This window comes from Nocardiopsis salina YIM 90010 (assembly GCF_000341025.1).
Classification (GTDB): domain Bacteria; phylum Actinomycetota; class Actinomycetes; order Streptosporangiales; family Streptosporangiaceae; genus Nocardiopsis; species Nocardiopsis salina.
On record NZ_ANBF01000157.1, the window covers coordinates 13,983 to 34,275 of the forward strand.

Sequence of the window (20,293 nt, forward strand, 5' to 3'; positions counted from 1 at the left end):
GAACGCGGGCGGACAGCGGTACCGAGCAGCAGGCCGGGGACGACACGAGGAAGGACACCCCCATGGACGAGCGCCCAGGACACCGGGTGCTTCGCCTGGTCGAGGTCATGGACACCCTGCGTCGCGAGTGCCCCTGGGACCGCGAGCAGACGCACGAGTCCCTGGCCAAGTACCTGGTGCAGGAGGCATACGAGGCGGTGGAGACCATCGAGGAGGGTGACTACGCGACCCTCTCCGAGGAGCTCGGCGACGTGTTGCTCCAGGTGGTCTTCCACTCCGCGGTGGCGTCCGAGCGGGCCGAGGACGATCCGGGCCGGTTCACCGTGGACGACGTGGCCGACGCGATCGTCGACAAGATGACCCGCCGCCACCCGCACGTGTTCGGCGACGTCGACGCCTCCGACCCCGACGCGGTCAAAGCCAACTGGGAGAGCATCAAGGCGGCCGAGCGTGCGGCCAAGGCGAAAGTGAACGGGGGAGGCCCGACCTCCGTGCTGGACGGGGTGCCGTTCGCCCAGCCGGCGGTGATGCTGGCCGACGAGATCCAGCGGCGTGCGGTGCGCAACGGCGTCCCGTCCGACCTGGTGGGCGACGACGGTGACGCGGGCGGGGGCCTGTTCGCGGCGGTCGCCGACGAGCGGGCGNCGGCTGCCCGTAGGTTCGACGCGCGTGTGCGGGAGACCGAGGCGGCGGCGCGCGCTGACGGCCATGTGCCGCGCGAGCTGAGCGAGGAGCAGTGGCGCTCCTACTGGGCTCTGACCGGCGACTAGGGCCTGCTTGGCGACGCCCAGCCCCCCCGTCACTCGCCAACGACCCTCGAACGGCCTGACGGCGCAGTAGTCGGTCGAAGCGACGGAAGGCGTGCAGGCCCTGACCTCAAGAACCCCTCACGTCTTCGAAGTCTCTCTTGACCCGTGTGTGTCGCACGCCACACAGTGCTTCCGTTGGCCGGGTCCCCGCTCCGGCGCGACCGTCCCTGCCGGGCGGCGGTGGACCCATGGACATGGGGGAGCACCATGCGTCGTTTCGGCAATGCCCTGGCGGCGTTCAGCACCCGGTGGGTGCCGGACGCCTTCGTCTTCGCGATCGTCCTGACCGGGCTCGTGGTCGGTCTGGCCCTGTTGCTGACCGACCGGACATCGATGGAGCTGGTCGGTGACTGGTACGGCGGGTTCTGGGGACTGCTCGAGTTCGGTATGCAGATGACGCTCGTGCTGGTCACGGGCTATGCACTGGCCTCGTCCCCGCCTGCGCGGCGCGCCATCGTGGCCGTGGCCGGCCTGGCCCGCGGGCCTCTGTCGGCGGTCGTGGTGACCGCCCTGGGCGCGGCCCTGCTGGGGATCGTGCACTGGGGACTGGGGCTCATCGCCGGTGCGCTCCTGGCCGTGGAGGTGGCCAGGTCCTGCAAGGAACGCGGGATCAGGGTGCACTTCCCGCTGCTGGCTGCGGGTGGTTACACCGGCCTCATGGTCTGGCACAGCGGTCTCTCCGGATCGGCGCCGCTGCTGGTCAACACGCCCGGGCATTTCCTGGAGGACGAGATCGGGCTGATCCCCCTCAGCGAGACCGTCCTGCAGCCCTTCAACCTGGTCTTCCTGGTGGCGATGCTCGTCGGTGCGCCTCTGTTGCTCATGAGCATGCACCCCAAGGGCGAGGACAGTGAGGAGATCGGCGGCACCGGCGACGACGAGGACGGGCCGGGCACCGGTGGGGCCGGTGCGGGACGCCCCACCCGGACCCAGCTGCGCGCACTCTCCCCGGCCCAACGCCTCATGCACAGCCGCGTGCTGGTCTACGCGGTGGTCGCACTCGGGCTGGTCCACCTTGTTCCGGCGCTGGTCGTCGACGGGATCGTGGGCATGGACATCAACCTGCTCAACTTCACCTTCCTCATCGCCGGCCTGGCCCTGCACGGCACGCTCGCCCAGTACTCGGCCGCTGCGGCGGAAGGAGCCAAGAACGCCGCGGCCGTCATCGTCCAGTTCCCCTTCTACGCCGGGATCATGGGGATCATGGAGAGCTCGGGGCTGCTGGGGGTCATCACCCAGTGGTTCATCGACGTCTCCTCACCGGCCAGTTATCCCTTCTGGGCGCTGATCAGTGCGTCCCTGGTCAACCTGGTGGTGCCCTCCGGAGGCGGCCAGTGGGCCGTGCAGGGGCCTGTGGTCATCGGCGCGACCGAGTCCCTGGGGATCGACCCGGGCGTGGGCGTGACGGCGGTTGCGATGGGTGACCAGCTCACCAACGGCATCCAACCGTTCTGGGCGCTGCCGCTGCTGGCCCTGACCAAGCTGCGTGCGGGGAAGGTCCTGGGCTACTCGGCGGTGGTGATGCTGTTCGGGATCCTCGTGGCCTCGCTGAGCATCACCTTCCTGGCCTGAGCCGCCGGCGGGGGGGNNNGCGCACGTCGATGACCTCGGTGGCCGGGTCGTCGGGCGCGGTGCCCACCGTGAAGGTGCTCTGGGGGCGGCGGGCGCTCTCGCTGATGGTCAGCCACAGGCCGATGATGACCCAGTTGGCCATCAGCGCCGAGCCGCCCGCCGACAGGAACGGTGTGGTCATACCGGTCAGCGGGATGATGAGTGTGGCGCCGCCGAGCACGATGAACACGTCGAAGGCGGTCAGGAACGCATACCCGAACGCCGTGAGCTTGAGGAAGGTGTCCTTGGCGCCCAGGGCGATGCGGAACCCCCGCTGCGCGAGGAGGAACAGCAGCGCCAGTACCGCGATCAGCCCGGTCAGCCCGAGTTTCTCCCCGACGGAGACCAGGATCAGGTCGCTGTCGGCGGCGAAGATCTCCTGCGCGAACCCGTCGCGGAACCCGGTTCCGAAGATGCCGCCCTCGGCCAGGGCGAACATGCCCTCCACGACCTGGAAACTGCCGCCGGGCCGGTTGTAGACCTCGGGGTCGAAGGCATCCAACCAGATCTCCACACGGCTCTGCACGTGCCCGAAGAGCAGGTAGGCGGCGTAGGCGCCCGCGGAGAAGGCGGCGAGCCCGATCAGCACCCACGACTTGCGGGCGGTCGCGGCGTAGAGCACCGCCAGGAACGTTCCGAACAGCAGTAGCGACGTGCCCAGGTCCCGGGTGCCCACCAGCAGCAGGATCGCCATGCCCCAACCCACCGCCATGGGTGCCAGGTCACGGGCGCGGGGCACGCTGAAGATCTTGAACCGCCCCACCCGGACCGTGCGCGAGACCGTTGCCAGGACCTGGCGCTGCCGCCCCAGGTAGGAGGCGAGGAAGACCACCAGCAGAACCTTGGCGAACTCCGAGGGCTGGACCGTGAACCCGCCGACCTGGATCCAGCGGCGCGCTCCCAGCACCTCGTGGCCCAGCGGCGACAGCGGCAGCAGCAACAGCAGGAGTGCGGCCACGGCGAGGAGATAGGTGTACAGGCTCAGACGCCGCGGTTCCCGCACGAACGCGACGGTGGCCCCGCACAGCGCCATCCCGGCCACCGCCCACAGCATCTGCCGCTGTGCCTCGGTGCCGTCGGCCTCGCCGGGGCCGGTCACCTCCAGGACCCAGATCATGGTCAGGCCCAGCCCGGTCAGTGCCAGGGCCACCGGCATGACGACCGGGTCGGCGTAGGGGGCGACGAACCGCAGCAGCACGTGGAGGGCGACGGCGGCGCCGACGAGTACGAACGCGGGCACCAGGAGGGAGGTGTCGATCCCGCCGGTGACCGAGAGGGAGGCGGTGCCCAGGGTGAGGAACACGAAGACCGCCGCGGCCACGAGCAGGCGCAGTTCCGGGCCCCGCTTGGTGACCGGGGGGAGAGCCCCGTCGGCTGCGGCGGTGGTCGGTTCGGTCCGAGGCTCAGCCATGTCCACCATCCGCCTGTGGGCCGCGTCCGTTCTCGGTGGCGCGGTCGGGTCCGTCGGGGGGAAGGTCCTTCCACGGAACTATAGGCGGCCCCGGATCACGATGCGGTCCAGGCGTGCCGTGACGGGCTCACGGGGCGGGTGCGTCCAGGTCGACGGCCTCGGCGGCCCTGCCCAGCTTTCCGGTGAACGTGCCCAGCGACCGCATCAACGGGGAGAGCCGCACGAGAAGGTCGCGCGAAGCGATGCCGAACCGGGTGCGCGGGGCCAGGAAACGCATCCCGCTCCCGGCGATGTCCTGGTTGGCGCGCACGTAGGGGCGCATCCTGGCCTCGTAACCGGCCAGGGCGCGGGCTGCGTCCGTGTGCCGGGCCAGCTCCTCGGCCAGGACGTAGGCCCCGACCACCGCCAGGCTGCTGCCCTGCCCGGACAGCGGGGAAGGGCAGTACCCGGCGTCTCCGAGCAGCGTGACCCGCCCGCTCGACCACCGGTCCATGCGGATCTGGGTGATCGAGTCGAAGTAGAAGTCCTCTGTGTGCGCCATGGCCCGCAGGAGCCGGTCGCTCTCCCACCCGATGCCGGTGAAAGCCTTCCGCAGGTAGCGCTGCTGTTCCCCGGAGGAGCGGCGTTCCGGCCCCGTCCTGTCGGCAGCGTGCAGCGCGAAGATCGCCTTGGCCCCCTCTGCCCTGGGCGTGCTGTACACCCCGACCAGCTTGCCCGGGGTGTTGTACAGCCGGGCCTCGCGGTCGAGTCCCAGGTGGTCGGGGACGGTGAAGATGCTGATGTGGGCGCCGAGGAAGCGGGCCAGGGGCTCCTCGGGGCCGAAGGCGAGGCCGCGTGTGTTCGAGTGCAGGCCGTCGGCGCCCACCACCAGGTCGAAGGTGCGTGGGGCGGCCTTCTCGAAGGTCACGTGCACACCACCCTCGTGCTGCTGGAGCCCGGTGACGGAGTCGTCGTAGAGGTACTCGGTGTACTCGGTGGTGGGACAGTGCAGGATGTGCACCAGGTCGCCGCGCAGGAGCTCCACCGAGCGTTCCTCGGCGGAGAGAAGACCGGTGTCGAAACCCGCGCGCCGGCGGCCGCGGCTGTCGACGACGGTTCCGCGGCGCATCTCGGTGACCCGGTCGCAGACCTCGGGCAGGTGGCCCATGCGCTCGATCACGTCGAGGGCCTTGCCGCGCAGGTCGATGGCGTACCCGCCCGGCCGGGGTGCCGGGGCCCTCTCGACCACGGTGGCCCGGATCCCGCGGCGGTGCAGCCAGTGGGCGAGGGTCGGCCCGGCGATGCTCGCGCCGGAGACGAGGACGGTGCGTACGGCGGTCATGGCCGCTCAACCCCTTCGCAATCGCACGAGACCTCACAGTAGGCGGGCTCCTTGTCGTGCGTCAAGTAACTTACCTTTCGACAAGCCACTTACCGTACGGACGGTTGTGGCTATAGACTCGTCGGGCCGAGGACCCGGAACGAGGAAGGGGGCGGCGCGTGCCCAGAGCCCAGAGCGACACCAAGGCCGAGATCCGCGACGTGGCCGTTGAACTGTTCGGCCGACAGGGGTACGAGCGCACCAGCTTGCGGGAGATCGCCGAACGCCTCGGCATCACCAAGGCCGCGCTGTACTACCACTACCCCTCGAAACGGGACCTCCTCGCCGCCCTCGTCGAGCCCTTGGTCACCGAGGCGGAGCACCTGCTGCAACGCCATTCGGAGGGAGTGGGTGCAGAACAGCTGCTGGGTGAGTACTTCGACCTGTGCGTGCGCCACAGGGGGCTCATGCTGGCCGTGCTCAACGACCTCACCGCGCTCTCGGAGTCCGGTCTGGTCGAGAGTGTGATGTCCGTGCGCCGCCGCCTGGACGCGCTCCTCGTCGGCGAGGAACCGGGTACCCCGGCCAGGATGGGCGCCGTCATCGCCCTCGGTGGGATCCAGGACATCGCCGTCATGCTCCCCGCGCACGAGGCCGCCGGGCACCGCGACCGCGCCGTGCAGATCGCCATGGCCGCGCTGCGCTGCGGTACCGAGCCCGGTCACGCCGACTGAACCGAGGCGCCCTCCCCCTGCGCCCCGGTGTCGGTCCAGTGAGACCTGGGGAGACTCCTCCGGCCGACCCTCGCTAGGCTTTCGGCGGGCCCCGACCCAGGGGCCTGGGGTCTGTTCGGTGGACGCCTTCCGTCGCTTCGGCCGACCACTGCGCCGTCAGGCGTCGTATGAGGGGTCGGTGGCGGGTGACGGGTGGGAGCATCCAGCGGTGCTGTCGCAAGGACGAACAAGGGGTCGGCCTTGATGGCCGTTGACCGATGAGTGCCGCTGGGGCGACGCGCAGCAGGTAACCGGGCGTTCGCCGAGCAGGCCCTGGCAGCAACCAAGAGACGGAGATGACCGTGGCGTCCATCGAGGCAGTACAGGCGCGGGAGATCCTCGACTCCCGGGGCAACCCGACAGTCGAGGTCGAGGTCCTGCTCGACGACGGGACAATGGAGAGCGCGGGTGTGCCCAGCGGCGCCTCCACCGGGCAGTTCGAGGCCGTCGAACTGCGCGACGGCGGCGACCGCTACGGCGGCAAGGGCGTGACCAAGGCGGTCACGGCCGTCAACGACGAGATCGCCGACGAGCTGCTGGGGTACGCCCCCGACGAGCAGCGCATCATCGACCGCGCGCTCATCGATCTGGACGGTACCCGGGACAAGTCGCGCATCGGCGCGAACTCGATCCTGGGCACCTCCCTGGCCGTGGCCAAGGCGGGGGCCGCCGAGGCCGGGCTCCCGCTGTTCCGCTACATCGGCGGACCGAACGCCCACGTGCTCCCGGTCCCGATGATGAACATCCTCAACGGCGGCGCCCACGCGGACAGCAACGTCGACATCCAGGAGTTCATGATCGCCCCGGTCGGCGCGCCCACGTTCGCCGAGGCGCTGCGCTGGGGCACCGAGGTCTACCACTCCCTGAAGAAGGTCCTCAAGGCCCACGGCCTCGGCACGGGCGTCGGTGACGAGGGCGGCTTCGCCCCGAACCTCGACAGCAACCGCGTCGCCCTCGACCTCATCGTCGAGGCCATCGAGAAGGCCGGCTACACCCCCGGCACCGACATCGCCCTGGCGCTGGACGTGGCCGCCTCGGAGCTGTTCTCCGACGGCGTCTACGCCTTCGAGGGGCAGCAGCGTTCGGCCGAGGACATGGCGGCCTACTATGCCGAGCTGGTCTCGGCCTACCCGCTGGTCTCCATCGAGGACCCCCTCGACGAGGACGACTGGCAGGGCTGGAAGACCCTCACCGCCGAGCTCGGTGACAAGGTCCAGCTCGTGGGCGACGACCTGTTCGTCACCAACCCCGAGCGCCTCCAGCGCGGCATCGAGACGGACACCGGGAACTCGCTGCTGGTGAAGGTCAACCAGATCGGCACCCTCACCGAGACCCTGGAGGCCGTGTCCCTGGCCCAGCGCAGCGGGTACACGGCGATGATCAGCCACCGTTCCGGCGAGACCGAGGACACGACCATCGCCGACATCGCGGTGGCCACCAACGCCGGCCAGATCAAGACCGGCGCCCCGGCCCGTAGCGAACGCGTGGCCAAGTACAACCAGCTGCTGCGCATCGAGGAGGAGCTCGCCGAAGCCGCGGTGTACGCGGGCGTGTCGGCCTTCCCGAGGTTCCGCGCACGCGGCTAGTCTGCCCCAGTGTCCCGCGAATCCAAGCAGCCCCCAGCAAAGGGCAAGAAGACCGCCAAGTCCGCCGAACCCAGCAGGTCGGGCAAAACGGGCACCAAGGACGGCGCTTCACGCCCGGCGCGCGGCAGCAAGGCGGGACCCTCGAGCAGGAGCACGGGCCGCACCCGGCAGCGGGTGCGGCCCATGCTCACCAGCCGGGCGGCTATCCTCGCCCTGGTCGTGTGCGCCATCGCGCTGACCCTGGCCTATCCGCTGCGCGAGTACGTGGCCCAGCGTGCCCAGGTCGCCCAGCTCCAGGAGGAACGCGAGCGCATGGAGGACAACGTCGCGTACCTGGAGCAGCGGTCGGAGGAGCTCTCCGACGACGAGTACGTCGAACGCGAGGCCCGCACCCGCCTGCACTACCGGTACCCGGACGAGACCGCCTACATCGTGGTCCGTCCCGAGGCAGAGACCGGCCCCGAGCACGACGAGGAACCCGACGAACCCTGGTTCACCACGCTGTGGGAGTCGGTGCTGCAGGCCGACGACCCGCGCGGTTCCGGGTGAGGCCGATGTGACATCCCCCTGAGGGCTCCATGGTCCGTCACGGGGCCTATGCTGGTCCGGTCATGACTTCCGCAGATCAGCCCGCCGCCACGCCGCAGGACGGCCCCGTCGACTCCCGTGACGTCGCCGCCGTCGAACGCCAGCTCGGCCGTCCCCCGCGCGGTGTGCGCGCGGTCGCCCACCGGTGCCCCTGCGGGCTGCCGGACGTGGTGCGTACCGCCCCCCGCCTGGAAGACGGCACCCCCTTCCCGACGTTGTACTACCTGACGTGCCCGCGCGCGGCCTCGGCCATCGGGCGCATGGAGAACGACGGCGTGATGCGGCGCATGCAGGAGCGCCTGGGCGAGGACCCCGGGCTCCGGGCCGCCTACACCGAGGCGCACGAGTCCTACATCGCCGAGCGTTCCGCACAGGCGAGCGCGGACGGACTGGAACCCCTCCCCGAGGGGATGCAGAGCACGGGGGGCATGCCCGAGCGGGTCAAGTGCCTGCACGCCCTGGTCGCGCACGAACTGGCGGTGCCGGGCTCCAACCCCTTCGGCGCCGACGCGCTGGGAGAACTCTCCGAGTGGTGGGCCAAGGGCCCGTGTGTGTGCGTGGACGAGGACACCTCCGAGGTCAGTGAGGGGAACGGCTCATGAGCGGCGTCGCTGCGATCGACTGCGGGACCAACTCGATCAGGTTGCTGATCGCCGAGGTCGTGCACATGGACGGTGACGAGGTCGAGGTGGTCGACCTCGACCGGCGCATGGAGATCGTGCGCCTGGGTGAGGGCGTGGACGAGACGGGGGCCTTCGCTCCCCAGGCGCTGGAGCGCACTTTCACGGCACTGCGCGGGTATGCCGAGGCGATCCGGGCGCACGGCATCGAGCTGGGCCCGGATGCTGTGCGCATGGTGGCCACGAGCGCCACGCGCGACGCCTCCAACCGCGACGAGTTCGTGGAGGGCGTGCACGGGATCCTGGGTGTGGAGCCCGAGGTGGTCACCGGCCTGGACGAGGCGGAGCTGTCCTTCGTGGGCGCCACCGCGGAGTTCGATGCCGCGGCCGACCAGGAGGGCGGTCCGACACCGCCGTTCCTGGTCGTGGACGTCGGTGGCGGTTCCACCGAGTTCGTGCTGGGCGGCGACCCCGAGCAGGGCGAGCTGATCCGTGCATCCCTGTCGGTGAATGTGGGATGCGTGCGCATGGCCGAGCGCCATCTGCGCGACGACCCGCCGACCCGGGAGCAGATCGATGCGGCCACGGCCGACATCGACGCCGAGTTGGACGAGGTCGAGAAGACCGTTCCGCTGCGCGAGGCCGGTTCCGTGGTGTGTGTGGCCGGAACGGCGACCACGGTCGCGGGTATCGCCCTCGACCTGCCCGAGTACGACTCCGAGCGCATCCACCACACCCGGGTCGGGGTTGCCGACCTGGAGCGCATCACCGGCGAGCTGCTGCGCTCCACCCACGATGAGCGTGCCGCGATCGGGGTCATGCACCCGGGCCGCGTGGACGTCATCGGGGCGGGTGCGCTGGTGCTGTCGCGGGTGGTGGCGCGCACGGGTGCCGATCACTTCACGGCGAGCGAGCAGGACATCCTCGACGGGGTCGCCTGGAGTCTCGTTCCCTGACCCCCACAAGGGTCTTTCGGGGGAACCGCAAGGGACCTCCGGGTGAGACGCATCACCCGAGAGAACCTTGTGAATGCATTCACAACTACTGTGACCTGCGAAAACAACAAAAGTTGCGGTCCGGAGATGGTCGAAAGGTGATCCCTTGTGAACCTTCTCTGCCGGTAGATGCTTGTGAAAGAATGCACAAGCGAGACCGGGCGACCGAGGAAACCGTTAGGGCGGATATGCGATGACCGAGAGCAGGAACTACCGGCTGGTGCACGGCGGAGGGGACGAAGCGGAGATCCCGCACGTCCTCGTCGTCGGTGGCGGCTACCTCGGGATGTACACCGCGAGGCGCCTGGAGAAGAAGCTCGGTGCGGGCGAGGCCCGGATCACCGTGATCGACCCCAACGCCTACATGACCTACCAGCCCTTCCTCCCGGAGGCCGCGGCCGGCAGCATCTCCCCGCGCCACGTGGTCGTACCGCTGCGCAAGGTCTTCGACCGGGTCCGCGTGCTCGGGGGCCGAGTGGTCCGTATCGACCACGCGGACCGCGTCGTGCGTTACGAGCCCAACGCGGGCGAGCCCGAGACGCTGCACTACGACCACCTGGTCATGGCGGCCGGTGCCGTCTCNGACGGTCGAGGAAGCCGCGCACCTGCGCAACCACGTCCTCGACCAGCTCACGATCGCCGACTCCACCAGCGACCCCGTGGCCCGCCGCAAGGCCCTGAACTTCGTGTTCGTCGGAGGCGGGTTCGCCGGCGCCGAGGCCGTCGCCGAGCTCGAGGACATGGTCCGCGACGCCGTGCGCCTGCACCCGACCATCGAGCAGGAAGAGGTGCAGTTCTACCTGATCGAGGCGGCCGACAAGATCCTGCCGGAGGTCGGTCCCGAGGTGGGGGAGAAGGCCCTCAACCAGATGCGCCGCCGCGACATCGACGTGCGGCTCAACACCTTCCTGGAGTCGGCCACCGACCAGCACATCAAGCTGAGCGACGGCACCGAGTTCGACGCCGGCACCCTCGTGTGGACCGCCGGGGTCAAGCCCAGCCCCGTCGTCTCCGCGAGTGACCTGCCGCTGGGCCCCAAGGGCCACCTCGACACCAGCGAGTACCTGACCGTGAACGGCGCGGAGAACGTCTTCGCGGGTGGTGACAACGCCCAGGTGCCCGACGGCCAGGGCGGTTTCTACCCGCCCAACGCCCAGAACGCCGTGCGCATGGCCCCCGTGCTGGCCGACAACGTCATTGCCACCCTGCGTGGCGGTGACCTGACGGCCTACGAGCACAAGAACCTCGGCGCGGTCGCCGGCCTGGGCATGCACAAGGGGGCCGCCCAGCTGCTCGGCAAGATCAAGCTGACCGGGCGCCTGGCCTGGTACGCCCACCGCGGCTACCACCTCATGGCCGTGCCGACCTTCAACCGCAAGCTGCGGGTGCTGACCGACTGGACCCTCGGGTTGTTCCTGCGCCGCGAGATCGCCGCGCTGCCCGAAATGGCAGAGCCCCGCCAGGCGTTCGAGGAGGCCGCCCACCCGCAGGTCGAGGACGGTCGCCTTCTGCGCCGCGCCAGCTGACCCCGTGTACCCGGGCGCCACGCGCGGGAACACCGCCCGTGTGCGCCCCGGAGCCGTCAAGGACCGGTCTCTCCCCGGAGGGAGACCGGTCCTTCGTGTGGCCCCTTCCGGCCAAGCGCCGTCAAAGTGGGCAATCCTCCCTGCCGGTATGATGGGCACGCCCTCGTAGCCCAACGGTAGAGGCAGGCCCCCTAAAAGGGTCACAAGTGTCGGTTCGAATCCGACCGGGGGTACCGCGTCGGGCTCCGGCGTCCCGGTTCAGGAGGCGTCGGGGTCCTGTTGTTCCATGAGCAGCTGCAGCTGGGTGAACAGGCGCTCGCCAGGGTCACCCAGATCGATCCCGCTCACCGAGGACGCACGTCGCACCCGGTAGCGCAGGGTGTTGGGGTGGATGTGCAGGCGCTCGGCCGCCGCTCGTGCGTCCCCGAAGGCCTCCAGGTAGGTCAGCAGCGAACGCACCAGGTCGGCCCCGCCCGCGCGGTCGTACTCCAGCAGCCGGTTCACCCGGGGATCGCGCAGGGAGGGGTCCTCGCGCAGGCGTGCCAAGGTCTCGCTGATGAGCACCCGCGAACGCACGTCGGAGATGGTGGCCACCTCCCAGTCGGTGTCGCGGTCCAGGTCGCGCAGCATCGCGTCCAGTACTCGGTCGGCCTCCGCGCGGGAGTCGGGCACCTCCGCGAGCCGGTCCACCAGCGACCCCACGGCGGCCTGCACCTGCAGCCCCAGTGCCGAACGAGCCGCCACGACCGTCTTGCGGGTCAGTGAGAGTACCGACTGCTCGACCCCCCGCAACCCCTCCCGCCCGGGAACCAGGTCGGGCAGCAGTACGTACACCCGGCTCTCCAGCTCCGTGACCAGTGAACTGCGGCGGTAGGCGGCCGTGTGCACCGACACCAGGTCTATGAGGCGGCGCCGGCGCAGCTCGCGCTCGGGCCGGTCGGGGCGCTCCTCCGCCGGGGCCTCCGCCGATGCCGAGGGGGTCAGGGAGAAGGCGACCACGAGTGCTCCCCGGTCCGAGCGCACCTCGACGGTGTCGGCGAGCGCGCCCGCGTCGATGCGCCCCTCCAAGAGGCTGGACAGCAGGTCCTCGCGCAACCGCAGGCCCGCACTCGTGCGCGTGCGCTGGCGGATCATCTGCAGGGCCGTGGTGCGGGCGGCACCGAGCAGGGCCTCCTCGGAGCGTTCGGTCAGTGGATGCTCACCCTCCTGCACCCAGATCGTGCCCAAGGGCTGGTTGCCGGCGTGGATCCCGACCGCGAGGCGGCGCCGGAGGCCGAACTCGGGGTGCTCGTCGATGCGTACGACCTCCTCGCCCGACCGCAGCCGGGCGAAAACACCCCACTCGCGCAGCAGGGCCAGGTAGGACTCCGGGCCCCGGCGCCCCAGTACCGACAGGCGGCGTAGTTCGTCGACCTCGGCGCCGCTCGAGTAAGCCAGGACACGGCTCGCGGAGTCCTCGATGCTGACCAGGCCGCCGGTCAGCTGGGCGATGGTCTGTGCCATGGAGAACAGGTCACCGCTGGACTCGGCGAGGTCGTCGGCGCTGGTCAGGCGGGCGTCGTCGACGATGGTCCGGCACACTGCCTGCAACTGGTCCCAGCGCACCTCCGAACGCACCGACAGCAGGGCCACACCGGCCTCCTCCGCCTCGGTGCGCAGGGCCCGCAGTTCGTCGCCGCCGGGCCGCCGAACACGCCCGCCCGGGGGAGGGGGCAGTACTTCCTCGCCGTTCCCGCCGGTCTTGACCGCCACCGCTGCGGCGCCCTGGTCGGCCAGGGCCCGCACGAGTCGGCGTGCGGCCCCGCCCCGTGCGCCGATGAGCAGGACGAGGTCGCCGGGGCGCGCCTCCACACGGTCCTCGGGGTCGACGATGACGACGTTGTCCACCCGCACATCGAGGCCGCCGGGTGCCGCGGCCACGTCGACGACCGGATCACCCAGGGACACCAGGAGCCGGCGCAGGGGCAGGCCCGGTGGATCCTCGGGTGCGGTGCCGCTGTGTCCTGGGTGGATGCTGTGGTGTGTGGGGCCGCCGGGGCCGTCCGTGGTGTGGTGCCGGTCGGGGTGGGGAACTGGGGCCTCTGTGTTCATGGTCGTTCCATTTTGTCCTACAGAACAAAGAAGTTCGGCAAAGAGTGGCCCTGCCCACAAGGTCGTGCAGTCCGGACTCTGAGATTCTGACGGCAGATCGACCCCTGTGAGAACAGGGACAACCTTCAGGGAGGTGCCCCATGGACGCCGTGACCGACGTGCCCGTGCCGGTGAACGAGCCGAACCTTACGTACGCGCCCGGGAGCCCCGAGCGTGCCGAGCTCGAGACCGCGCTGGCCGAGCTCGGCCGGGAGAGCATCGACCTGCCCATGCGCATCGACGGGCAGAGCCGGATGGGCGGCGGCGAGCCCATCGACGTGGTGCAGCCGCACAAGCACGCCCACGTCCTGGGCACCATGCGCAACGCCACCCACGACGACGCCCGTGACGCCGTCGCAGCCGCCAAGAAGGCGGCCCCCGCCTGGCGTGCGATGTCCTTCGACGACCGCGCGGCCGTCATCCTGCGCGCCGCCGAACTGCTGTCGGGCCCCTGGCGCGCGACCATCAACGCCGCCACGATGCTCGGCCAGTCCAAGACGATCCAGCAGGCCGAGATCGACGCAGCCTGCGAGCTCATCGACTTCTGGCGCTTCAACGTCTCCTACGCCCGGCAGCTGATCTCCCAGCAGCCGCTCAGCGTCAAGGGCGTGTGGAACCGCATGGAACAGCGCCCGCTCGAGGGGTTCGTCTATGCGGTCACGCCGTTCAACTTCACCGCCATCGCCGGCAACCTGCCGACCGCCCCTGCACTCATGGGCAACGTCGTGGTGTGGAAGCCCTCTCCGACGCAGCAGTTCGCCGCCGAGCTCACCATGCGCCTGCTGGAGGAGGCCGGGATGCCGCCCGGCGTCATCAACATGGTCACCGGTGACGGGCGCGACGTCTCCGACATCGCACTGAACGACCCGGACCTGGCCGGGGTGCACTTCACCGGTTCAACGGGCACATTCCAGCACCTGTGGAAGAGCGTGGGCGAGAACATCGCCTCCTACCGCTCCTACCCCCGCATCGTCGGCGAGACCGGTGGCAAGGACTTCATCGTCGCCCACTCCTCGGCCGACCCGGAGGTCCTGCGCACCGCGATCGTGCGCGGCGCGTTCGAGTACCAGGGACAGAAGTGCTCGGCCGCCTCGCGGGTGTTCGTCGCCCGCTCGGTGTGGGAGCGCACGCGCGATGACCTCATCGCCGAGACCGAGGCCCTGCGCATGGGTGACGTCTCGGACCTGTCGAACTTCGTCGGCGCCGTCATCGACCGCCGCTCGTTCGACAAGCTCAGCCGCGTGCTGGAGGACGCCGCGAACGATCCGACCCTGAACGTCGTCGCGGGCGGCACCGCCGACGACTCCGTCGGTTACTTCGTGCGCCCGACGATCATCGAGGGCAGCGACCCCTCCAACGACGTCTTCCGCACCGAGTACTTCGGCCCGATCGTGGCCGTGCACGTCTTCGAGGACGCCAAGTACGAGGAGATCCTGGAGACCGTCGACCAGGGTTCGGCCTACGCCCTGACCGGTGCCGTCCTGGCGCGCGACCGCGCCGCCGTGGCCAAGGCCGAGGAGGCGCTGCGCTTCACCGCGGGCAACTTCTACATCAACGATCGGCCCACCGGTTCCATCGTCGGCCAGCAGCCCTTCGGCGGAGCCCGCGCCTCCGGTACCAACGACAAGGCCGGGTCGGCGCAGAACCTGGCGCGCTGGGCCAGCCCGCGTGCGATCAAGGAGACCTTCGTCGCTCCGACTACCTCCTCCTACCCGCACCAGGGCTGAGCCCCGGGCCGCCCGGCCTGTGCCTCCTCGTCCGTCCTGAGGGGGCGCCCCGCCCCGGGCGGGCGTGCAGCCCTGACCGCGCGCCCGCCCGGCACCCCCCTCTGGAATCCACGGGACACACATTCGCCGTCCCACCGGTTGCGCCGGCCGCCCTTCGGCTCGCGCTCGTCTTTCCTCGAGGTCACCATGCTTCGTACACCCCTACTGCTCGCCGCCCGGTCGCAGACCGCACGCACCGTCGTCGAGCGCACGCCCATGACCCGCGCGATGGTCGACCGCTTCGTGGCCGGCGCCGATCTCGAGAGCGCCCTGCCGACCGTGGCCGATGTGACCCGGGACCGCCACGTCACCCTGGACTTCCTCGGTGAGGACACCACCGACCGGGCCCAGGCCGAAACGACCGTCGGGGCCTACGAGGAACTGCTCGCGGCGCTCGGGGACAGCGGCCTGGCCGAGCGCGCCGAGGTCTCGGTCAAGCTCTCGGCGGTGGGCCAGTTCCTCGGCGCCGACGGCGAGCGCATCGCCCTGGACAACGCCCGGCGTATCGCCGAGGCGGCCAAGGCCGCGGGCACCACCGTGACCCTCGATATGGAGGACCACACCACGGTCGACTCCACGCTGGGGATCCTGCGCGAACTGCGCACGGACTTCCCGTTCGTCGGAGCGGTGCTGCAGGCTTACCTGCACCGCACCGTGGCCGACTGCCGTGACCTGAGCGGGGCCGGGTCGCGGGTCCGCCTGTGCAAGGGCGCCTACGACGAACCGGCCTCGGTCGCCTACCGGGACAAACACGAGGTCGACCGCGCCTACGTGCGTGCCCTGCGGGTGCTCATGGAGGGTGACGGCTACCCCATGGTCGCCTCGCACGACCCCCGCATGGTCGCCATCGCCGGGGAGCTCGCCGTTGCGGCGGGCCGCTCCGCGGGCGACCACGAGTACCAGATGCTCTTCGGGATCCGGGACAAGGAACAGAGCCGTCTGGCCGCCGAGGGCAAGACGATGCGTGTGTACGTGCCCTACGGCACCGAGTGGTTCGGTTACTACATGCGCCGCCTGGCCGAGCGCCCCGCCAACGTGCTCTTCCTCGCGCGCTCCCTCGTCACCCGCGGCTGAGGGGGCGTCCCCCGCGCCTGCAGCTGATGTGCGTCCCGCATCCGCGCCCCGGGTCCGCCGGTACAGGACCCGGGGCGCCGAGGTGAGCGGGACCGGGCTACGACACGTGTTCCGATGGTGATCCGGGAGGCGGAACTCGCGAACGGGCCCGTGCGTTACTTTGTGGGCAGCAATCCACGCAGGAAAGGCCTGAACCGAACATGCGAATGCGCAGTTCCAACCCCGCGGTGAAGCGGGCGCTCGAGCAGCACGCCGGGCAGGCTCAGGGAGCCGGTTACCAGCAGGGTTACGGCCAGCCCGGTTACGGCCAGCCCTACCCCCAGCAGGGTCACCCCCAGCAGGGCTACCCGGCCGCGCCCCCGCAGGCCGCCGGCACCGCCCCCATGACGATCGACGACGTGGTCGTGCGCACCGGCATGTCGCTGGGCGTCGTGGTCCTGCTGGCCGTCGTCAACTACTTCACGTTCCAGGGCAACCCCGGCCTGGCCATGGGCCTGACCATGGTCGGTGCGCTGGGCGGTCTCGTCCTCGGCCTGGTCATCGCGTTCAAGAACATGACCAGCCCGGCCGCGATCCTGGCCTACTCCGCCCTCCAGGGGCTGCTCGTCGGCGGTCTCTCCGCCACGCTCGCGGCGTCCCTGGCCCCCGGCGGTGACGGATCCCTCATCACCCAGGCGGTCGTGGCCACGATCGCGGTCTTCGGTGTGATGCTGGCGCTGTACAAGTACCGGATCATCAAGGTCACCGACGGCTTCGTCAAGACCGTGACCTACGCCGCGCTGGCCGCCGGTGCGCTGATCCTGGTCAACTTCCTCCTGAGCTTCTTCATCCCCGGCGGCTTCGGTCTGCGCGAGCCCAGCGCCCTCGGCCTCATCGTCGGCCTGGTGTTCGTTGTCATCGCGGCCTGCACACTGGCCATCGAGTTCCGGGGGATCGAGGAGGGCGTCCAGGCGGGCGTGCCCGACAAGTTCGCCTGGCAGTTCGCCTTCGGCCTGACCGTCTCCCTGGTCTGGCTCTACATCGAGATCCTCCGTCTCCTGTGGATGATCAAGATGATGTTCGACGAGTAGTCGTCACCCGCCGGCGGGCTCCCAGGGCCTGCCGCGCACAACGGAGGGGCCGTCCCCGGGAACTGCCGGGGCGGCCCCTCTCGTCTTCGGCGGGGGTGCTGTTCGGCGGCTCAGGCGGCCCCGGGTCGGGGGGCCGGGATGGACCTGTCGCGGCGCCTGCGGTCGTACTCGGTGACGATGGCCTGGGCGTACCAGTGGGGCAGCTCGTACTCGTCCGCGAGCCAGTGCGATCGGTCCGAGCGCTTGAGAAGGCCCGGGCCCCGGTCGAGAGCGGCGAACCACTCGTGGAGTCCGCGTCCGGTGACGGTCGGGATGCGTTCGACGAGTTTGGCGTGGATCTCCGGCGAGTGGGTTCCCGGCATAGGCACCTCCGGCAGTGCGTAGAGATCAGGCACGTACCTGCGACCCTGCCCCAGGATCACGGTTCGGACAAGACCTGGTCACCAGCTTTTACCTCGGAGGGGGTGGAAGGTGCCGTTTCGTCCCGCTACGCGTCGTCCGCGGCTGATGAGAGGGGGCGGTACCGAGGCCGCACATGAAGGAGGGTCCGGCACCGTGCGGTGCCGGACCCTCACTCGCGCGGGGGCGCCCCCGGATCAGTTGAGGCGCTCGAAGACCGCGGCCATGCCCTGGCCGCCGCCCACGCACATGGTCTCCAGGCCGAACGTCTTGTCGTGGAACTGCAGACCGTTGAGCAGAGTCCCGGTGATGCGGGCGCCGGTGCTGCCGAACGGGTGGCCCACAGCGATGGCACCGCCGTTGACGTTGAGCTGGGAGTCGACGTCGAGGCCGAGCTGGTCGACCGAGGGCAGAACCTGCGCGGCGAAGGCCTCGTTGATCTCGACCAGGTCGATGTCGCCGGCGGACATGTTGGCGCGGGCAAGGGCCTGCTTGGAGGCCTCGACCGGGCCCAGGCCCATGATCTCGGGGCTCAGGCCGGTCACACCGGTGGAGACGATGCGCGCCAGCGGGGTCAGGCCGAGCTGCTTGGCCTTGGTGTCGCTCATGATGACGACCGCGGAGGCGCCGTCGTTGAGCGGGCAGGCGTTGCCGGCGGTGACGGTGCCGTCGGGGCGGAACACCGGCTGCAGCTGCGAGACCTTCTCGTAGGTCGTCCCGCGGCGGATGCCGTCGTCGGTGGTGGCAACGTTGCCGTCAGGAAGGGTGATCGGGGTGATCTCGCGCTCCCAGAAGCCGTTGTCCAGCGACTTCTCGGCGAGGTTCTGCGAGCGGACGGCGAACTCGTCCTGGCGCTCGCGGGAGACGCCGGTGATCTGGGCGACGTTCTCCGCCGTCTGGCCCATCGCGATGTAGGCGTCGGGGAGCTTGCCGTCCTCGCGCGGGTCGGTCCAGGTCTCGGCGTTGCCCTCGGCGCGTGCGGCGGTGCGGGCCTTGGCGTCGTCGAAGGCCGGGTTCTCGTTCTGGGGATTGTCGCTGCTGCCGTGCGCGAAACGGCTCACGGTCTCCACACCGGCGGAGACGAACACGTCGCCCTCGCCCGCCTTGATGGCGTGGTAGGCCATGCGGGTGGTCTGCAGCGACGAGGAGCAGTACCGGGTGACGGTGGTGCCCGGGACGGAGTCCAGACCGAGCTGGACGGCGATGATGCGGGCCATGTTGAAGCCCTGCTCACCGCCGGGGAGCCCGCAGCCGAGCATGAGGTCGTCGATGGTCTCAGGGGCGAGCTGGGGGACCTTGGCCAGTGCGGCACCGACCACCTGGGTGGTCAGGTCGTCGGGGCGGATGTCCTTGAGCGACCCCTTGAAGGCACGGCCGATAGGGGAACGCGCGGTGGCGACGATGACTGCTTCGGGCATGTTCTTCGTCCTCTGTGGTGGTGCCGTGATGCGGGGACCGGGTGGGGCCCGGGGCGCCGTGCCTGGTCCGTCGCATGACTTGTTACTCACCAGTTAACCCGCCGGACGTCATCGAGCGCCACCCGGGGCCCGCGTAGGCGAGTCCTCGGTCCGGGTGTTGCGGGAGGCGCGGCGGAAGGGCAGGCGCACCCGGGTGATCCAGCGTCCGCGCACGGGGAGTTCCTCGTCGGTGGGCTCCATCGGGGAGACCTCGGTGCCCGCGGTCTCGGCCGCCACCACCGCCGCACGGTCGGCAGGGAGCAGGCCCTCGCCGCCGCCCCGGGTGCCCTCGGGTTCGGGGAGCAGGCCCATGGCCGCGCAGACCGATGGCAACACGGCGAAGGAGGCCTGCGCGTACCCGGCCGCCGACGGGTGGAAGTGGTCCGGGCCGAACATGGTGGTGGGGTCGGCCGTGAACTCCCCGGAGAGCACGTCGCTGAGGGAGACCGTGCGCCCGCCCGCTTCTGTGACCGCGATGGTCTGCGCCGCCGCAAGCTGCCGTGAGGCGCGCCGGGCAACAGAACGCAGGGGCCACCCGATGGGGCGCACCGTCCCCAGGTCCGGGCAGGTGGCCACAACGACGCGGGTGCCGGCCCCCACCAGGGCTCCGGTGGCCGCACGCAGGTGGGAGACGGCGTCGTTCGGGCTGACGCGGCGGATGACGTCGTTGGCGCCGATGAAGACCACGGCCACGTCGTAGGGGTTGAGGCTGTCGTGCGCCCCGGCGCGTTCCAGCTGCTGTTCCAGGGAGGCCGAGGTCGCGCCCGGCACGGCGGTGCAGCGCAGGCGGACGGGGCGTTCGGCGGCGGCGGAGAGGCCGCGGGCCAGCATCACGCCGGGTGTCTGGGAGGCCTTCTCGACGGCGAAGCCGGCCGCGGTGGAGTCGCCCGCCATGAGCATGTCGAGCGGAGGGCCCTCGCCCCGGCCGTGCACGCCGTCGGCCTCCGGGCGGTCCCACTGCGTGCGGCCGATGGCGTTGCGGGCGAGTCTGGCCTGGAGGTGCAGGAGGGCGACCGTGCCGCCCCCGACCAGTGTGAGGCCGCCCCCGCCGAACGCGGTGGCGGCTGCGATGCGGCGTGCGCGCGCGGCACGGAGCATGGGGGCACTCCCGGAGAGTCGTGGAGCCCGCCGTGCCCGCGGCGGGCCGGTCGCCTCCGAGGTTACCGTCGGTGAACGGC

16 protein-coding genes, 1 tRNA gene and 1 pseudogene are annotated in these 20,293 nt (G+C 70.5%); 12 read left to right on the plus strand and 6 right to left on the minus strand.

Annotation, left to right across the window (positions count from 1 at the left end):
- Positions 1-62: 62 nt before the first annotated feature.
- Together D474_RS0117505 and D474_RS0117510 are read left to right on the plus strand one after the other, a co-directional pair.
- Positions 63-770 (plus strand): MazG family protein, encoded by a 708-nt coding sequence (locus D474_RS0117505; protein ID WP_026118578.1) that lies wholly within the window; start codon positions 63-65, stop codon positions 768-770.
- Between the two features lie 246 nt (positions 771-1,016).
- On the plus strand, positions 1,017-2,381 hold the full coding sequence (locus tag D474_RS0117510) for a short-chain fatty acid transporter (protein WP_017614835.1): 1,365 nt from the start codon (positions 1,017-1,019) through the stop codon (positions 2,379-2,381).
- Here the strand turns inward: D474_RS0117510 and D474_RS0117515 are convergent.
- Positions 2,365-3,831, minus strand: a complete 1,467-nt coding sequence (locus D474_RS0117515) for an FtsW/RodA/SpoVE family cell cycle protein (RefSeq protein WP_040703844.1) — start codon at positions 3,829-3,831, stop codon at positions 2,365-2,367. The genes D474_RS0117510 and D474_RS0117515 overlap by 17 nt on opposite strands.
- A 127-nt stretch (positions 3,832-3,958) precedes the next feature.
- Positions 3,959-5,152, minus strand: coding sequence for an FAD-dependent monooxygenase (locus D474_RS0117520; RefSeq protein WP_017614837.1), 1,194 nt, complete (start codon positions 5,150-5,152; stop codon positions 3,959-3,961).
- A 158-nt stretch (positions 5,153-5,310) separates the two neighbouring features.
- On the opposite strand from D474_RS0117520, the gene D474_RS0117525 reads away from it, so the two are divergent.
- The 7 genes and pseudogenes from D474_RS0117525 to D474_RS0117560 all read left to right on the plus strand — a co-directional run bounded on the left by D474_RS0117525 (position 5,311) and on the right by D474_RS0117560 (position 11,452).
- Entirely contained in the window at positions 5,311-5,865 is a 555-nt protein-coding gene (locus D474_RS0117525; RefSeq protein WP_017614838.1) for a TetR/AcrR family transcriptional regulator, read from the plus strand.
- Between the two features lie 341 nt (positions 5,866-6,206).
- Positions 6,207-7,490, plus strand: coding sequence for a phosphopyruvate hydratase (gene eno / locus D474_RS0117530; protein WP_026118579.1), 1,284 nt, complete (start codon positions 6,207-6,209; stop codon positions 7,488-7,490).
- Between the two features lie 183 nt (positions 7,491-7,673).
- Positions 7,674-8,039, plus strand: coding sequence for an FtsB family cell division protein (locus D474_RS0117540; protein WP_017614841.1), 366 nt, complete (start codon positions 7,674-7,676; stop codon positions 8,037-8,039).
- Positions 8,040-8,101: 62 nt separating this feature from the next.
- The gene (locus D474_RS0117545; protein WP_017614842.1) at positions 8,102-8,680 is read left to right on the plus strand and encodes a DUF501 domain-containing protein; all 579 of its coding nucleotides are present in this window, start codon (positions 8,102-8,104) and stop codon (positions 8,678-8,680) included.
- Entirely contained in the window at positions 8,677-9,654 is a 978-nt protein-coding gene (locus D474_RS0117550; protein WP_017614843.1) for a Ppx/GppA phosphatase family protein, read from the plus strand. The genes D474_RS0117545 and D474_RS0117550 overlap by 4 nt, the downstream gene beginning before the upstream one ends.
- Before the next feature lie 232 nt (positions 9,655-9,886).
- A pseudogene (locus D474_RS29105) lies at positions 9,887-11,219 on the plus strand (NAD(P)/FAD-dependent oxidoreductase).
- 159 nt (positions 11,220-11,378) lie between these two features.
- Positions 11,379-11,452, plus strand: a tRNA-Leu gene (locus D474_RS0117560).
- A 25-nt stretch (positions 11,453-11,477) separates the two neighbouring features.
- On the opposite strand, the gene D474_RS0117565 is transcribed toward D474_RS0117560, so the two are convergent.
- Positions 11,478-13,310: a helix-turn-helix domain-containing protein gene (locus D474_RS0117565; protein WP_017614845.1), complete on the minus strand. Its 1,833-nt coding sequence runs from the start codon at positions 13,308-13,310 to the stop codon at positions 11,478-11,480.
- Between the two features lie 140 nt (positions 13,311-13,450).
- On the opposite strand from D474_RS0117565, the gene pruA reads away from it, so the two are divergent.
- From pruA to D474_RS0117580, 3 genes are all read left to right on the plus strand, one after another.
- Entirely contained in the window at positions 13,451-15,076 is a 1,626-nt protein-coding gene (pruA, locus tag D474_RS0117570) for an L-glutamate gamma-semialdehyde dehydrogenase (RefSeq protein ID WP_017614846.1), read from the plus strand.
- Between the two features lie 186 nt (positions 15,077-15,262).
- On the plus strand, positions 15,263-16,189 hold the full coding sequence (locus tag D474_RS0117575) for a proline dehydrogenase family protein (RefSeq protein WP_026118580.1): 927 nt from the start codon (positions 15,263-15,265) through the stop codon (positions 16,187-16,189).
- 200 nt (positions 16,190-16,389) lie between these two features.
- Complete coding sequence (locus D474_RS0117580) at positions 16,390-17,259, plus strand: Bax inhibitor-1/YccA family protein (RefSeq protein ID WP_026118581.1); 870 nt, start codon at positions 16,390-16,392, stop codon at positions 17,257-17,259.
- A gap of 110 nt (positions 17,260-17,369) precedes the next feature.
- Here D474_RS0117580 and D474_RS0117585 read toward each other — a convergent pair whose 3' ends face one another.
- The 3 genes from D474_RS0117585 to D474_RS0117595 all read right to left on the minus strand — a co-directional run bounded on the left by D474_RS0117585 (position 17,370) and on the right by D474_RS0117595 (position 20,213).
- Positions 17,370-17,621 carry a DUF4287 domain-containing protein gene (locus D474_RS0117585; RefSeq protein WP_017614849.1) on the minus strand — a complete coding sequence of 84 codons (252 nt, stop codon included), beginning with the start codon at positions 17,619-17,621 and terminating at the stop codon, positions 17,370-17,372.
- A 234-nt stretch (positions 17,622-17,855) separates the two neighbouring features.
- Positions 17,856-19,076, minus strand: coding sequence for an acetyl-CoA C-acetyltransferase (locus D474_RS0117590; RefSeq protein WP_017614850.1), 1,221 nt, complete (start codon positions 19,074-19,076; stop codon positions 17,856-17,858).
- Positions 19,077-19,184: 108 nt separating this feature from the next.
- A complete protein-coding gene (locus tag D474_RS0117595) occupies positions 19,185-20,213 on the minus strand; it encodes an SGNH/GDSL hydrolase family protein (protein ID WP_017614851.1) in 1,029 nt (342 codons plus the stop codon).
- Between the last annotated feature and the right edge of the window lie 80 nt (positions 20,214-20,293).

Coding starts and splice junctions, on each gene's coding strand:
- D474_RS0117510 (WP_017614835.1), top strand. CDS start 1,017: ATGCGTCGTTTCGGCAATGCCCTGGCGGCGTTCAGCACCCGGTGGGTG.
- D474_RS0117520 (WP_017614837.1), bottom strand. CDS start 5,152: ATGACCGCCGTACGCACCGTCCTCGTCTCCGGCGCGAGCATCGCCGGG.
- D474_RS0117540 (WP_017614841.1), top strand. CDS start 7,674: ATGCTCACCAGCCGGGCGGCTATCCTCGCCCTGGTCGTGTGCGCCATC.
- D474_RS0117545 (WP_017614842.1), top strand. CDS start 8,102: ATGACTTCCGCAGATCAGCCCGCCGCCACGCCGCAGGACGGCCCCGTC.
- D474_RS0117550 (WP_017614843.1), top strand. CDS start 8,677: ATGAGCGGCGTCGCTGCGATCGACTGCGGGACCAACTCGATCAGGTTG.
- D474_RS0117565 (WP_017614845.1), bottom strand. CDS start 13,310: ATGAACACAGAGGCCCCAGTTCCCCACCCCGACCGGCACCACACCACG.
- pruA (WP_017614846.1), top strand. CDS start 13,451: ATGGACGCCGTGACCGACGTGCCCGTGCCGGTGAACGAGCCGAACCTT.
- D474_RS0117575 (WP_026118580.1), top strand. CDS start 15,263: ATGCTTCGTACACCCCTACTGCTCGCCGCCCGGTCGCAGACCGCACGC.
- D474_RS0117580 (WP_026118581.1), top strand. CDS start 16,390: ATGCGAATGCGCAGTTCCAACCCCGCGGTGAAGCGGGCGCTCGAGCAG.
- D474_RS0117585 (WP_017614849.1), bottom strand. CDS start 17,621: ATGCCGGGAACCCACTCGCCGGAGATCCACGCCAAACTCGTCGAACGC.
- D474_RS0117590 (WP_017614850.1), bottom strand. CDS start 19,076: ATGCCCGAAGCAGTCATCGTCGCCACCGCGCGTTCCCCTATCGGCCGT.
- D474_RS0117595 (WP_017614851.1), bottom strand. CDS start 20,213: ATGCTCCGTGCCGCGCGCGCACGCCGCATCGCAGCCGCCACCGCGTTC.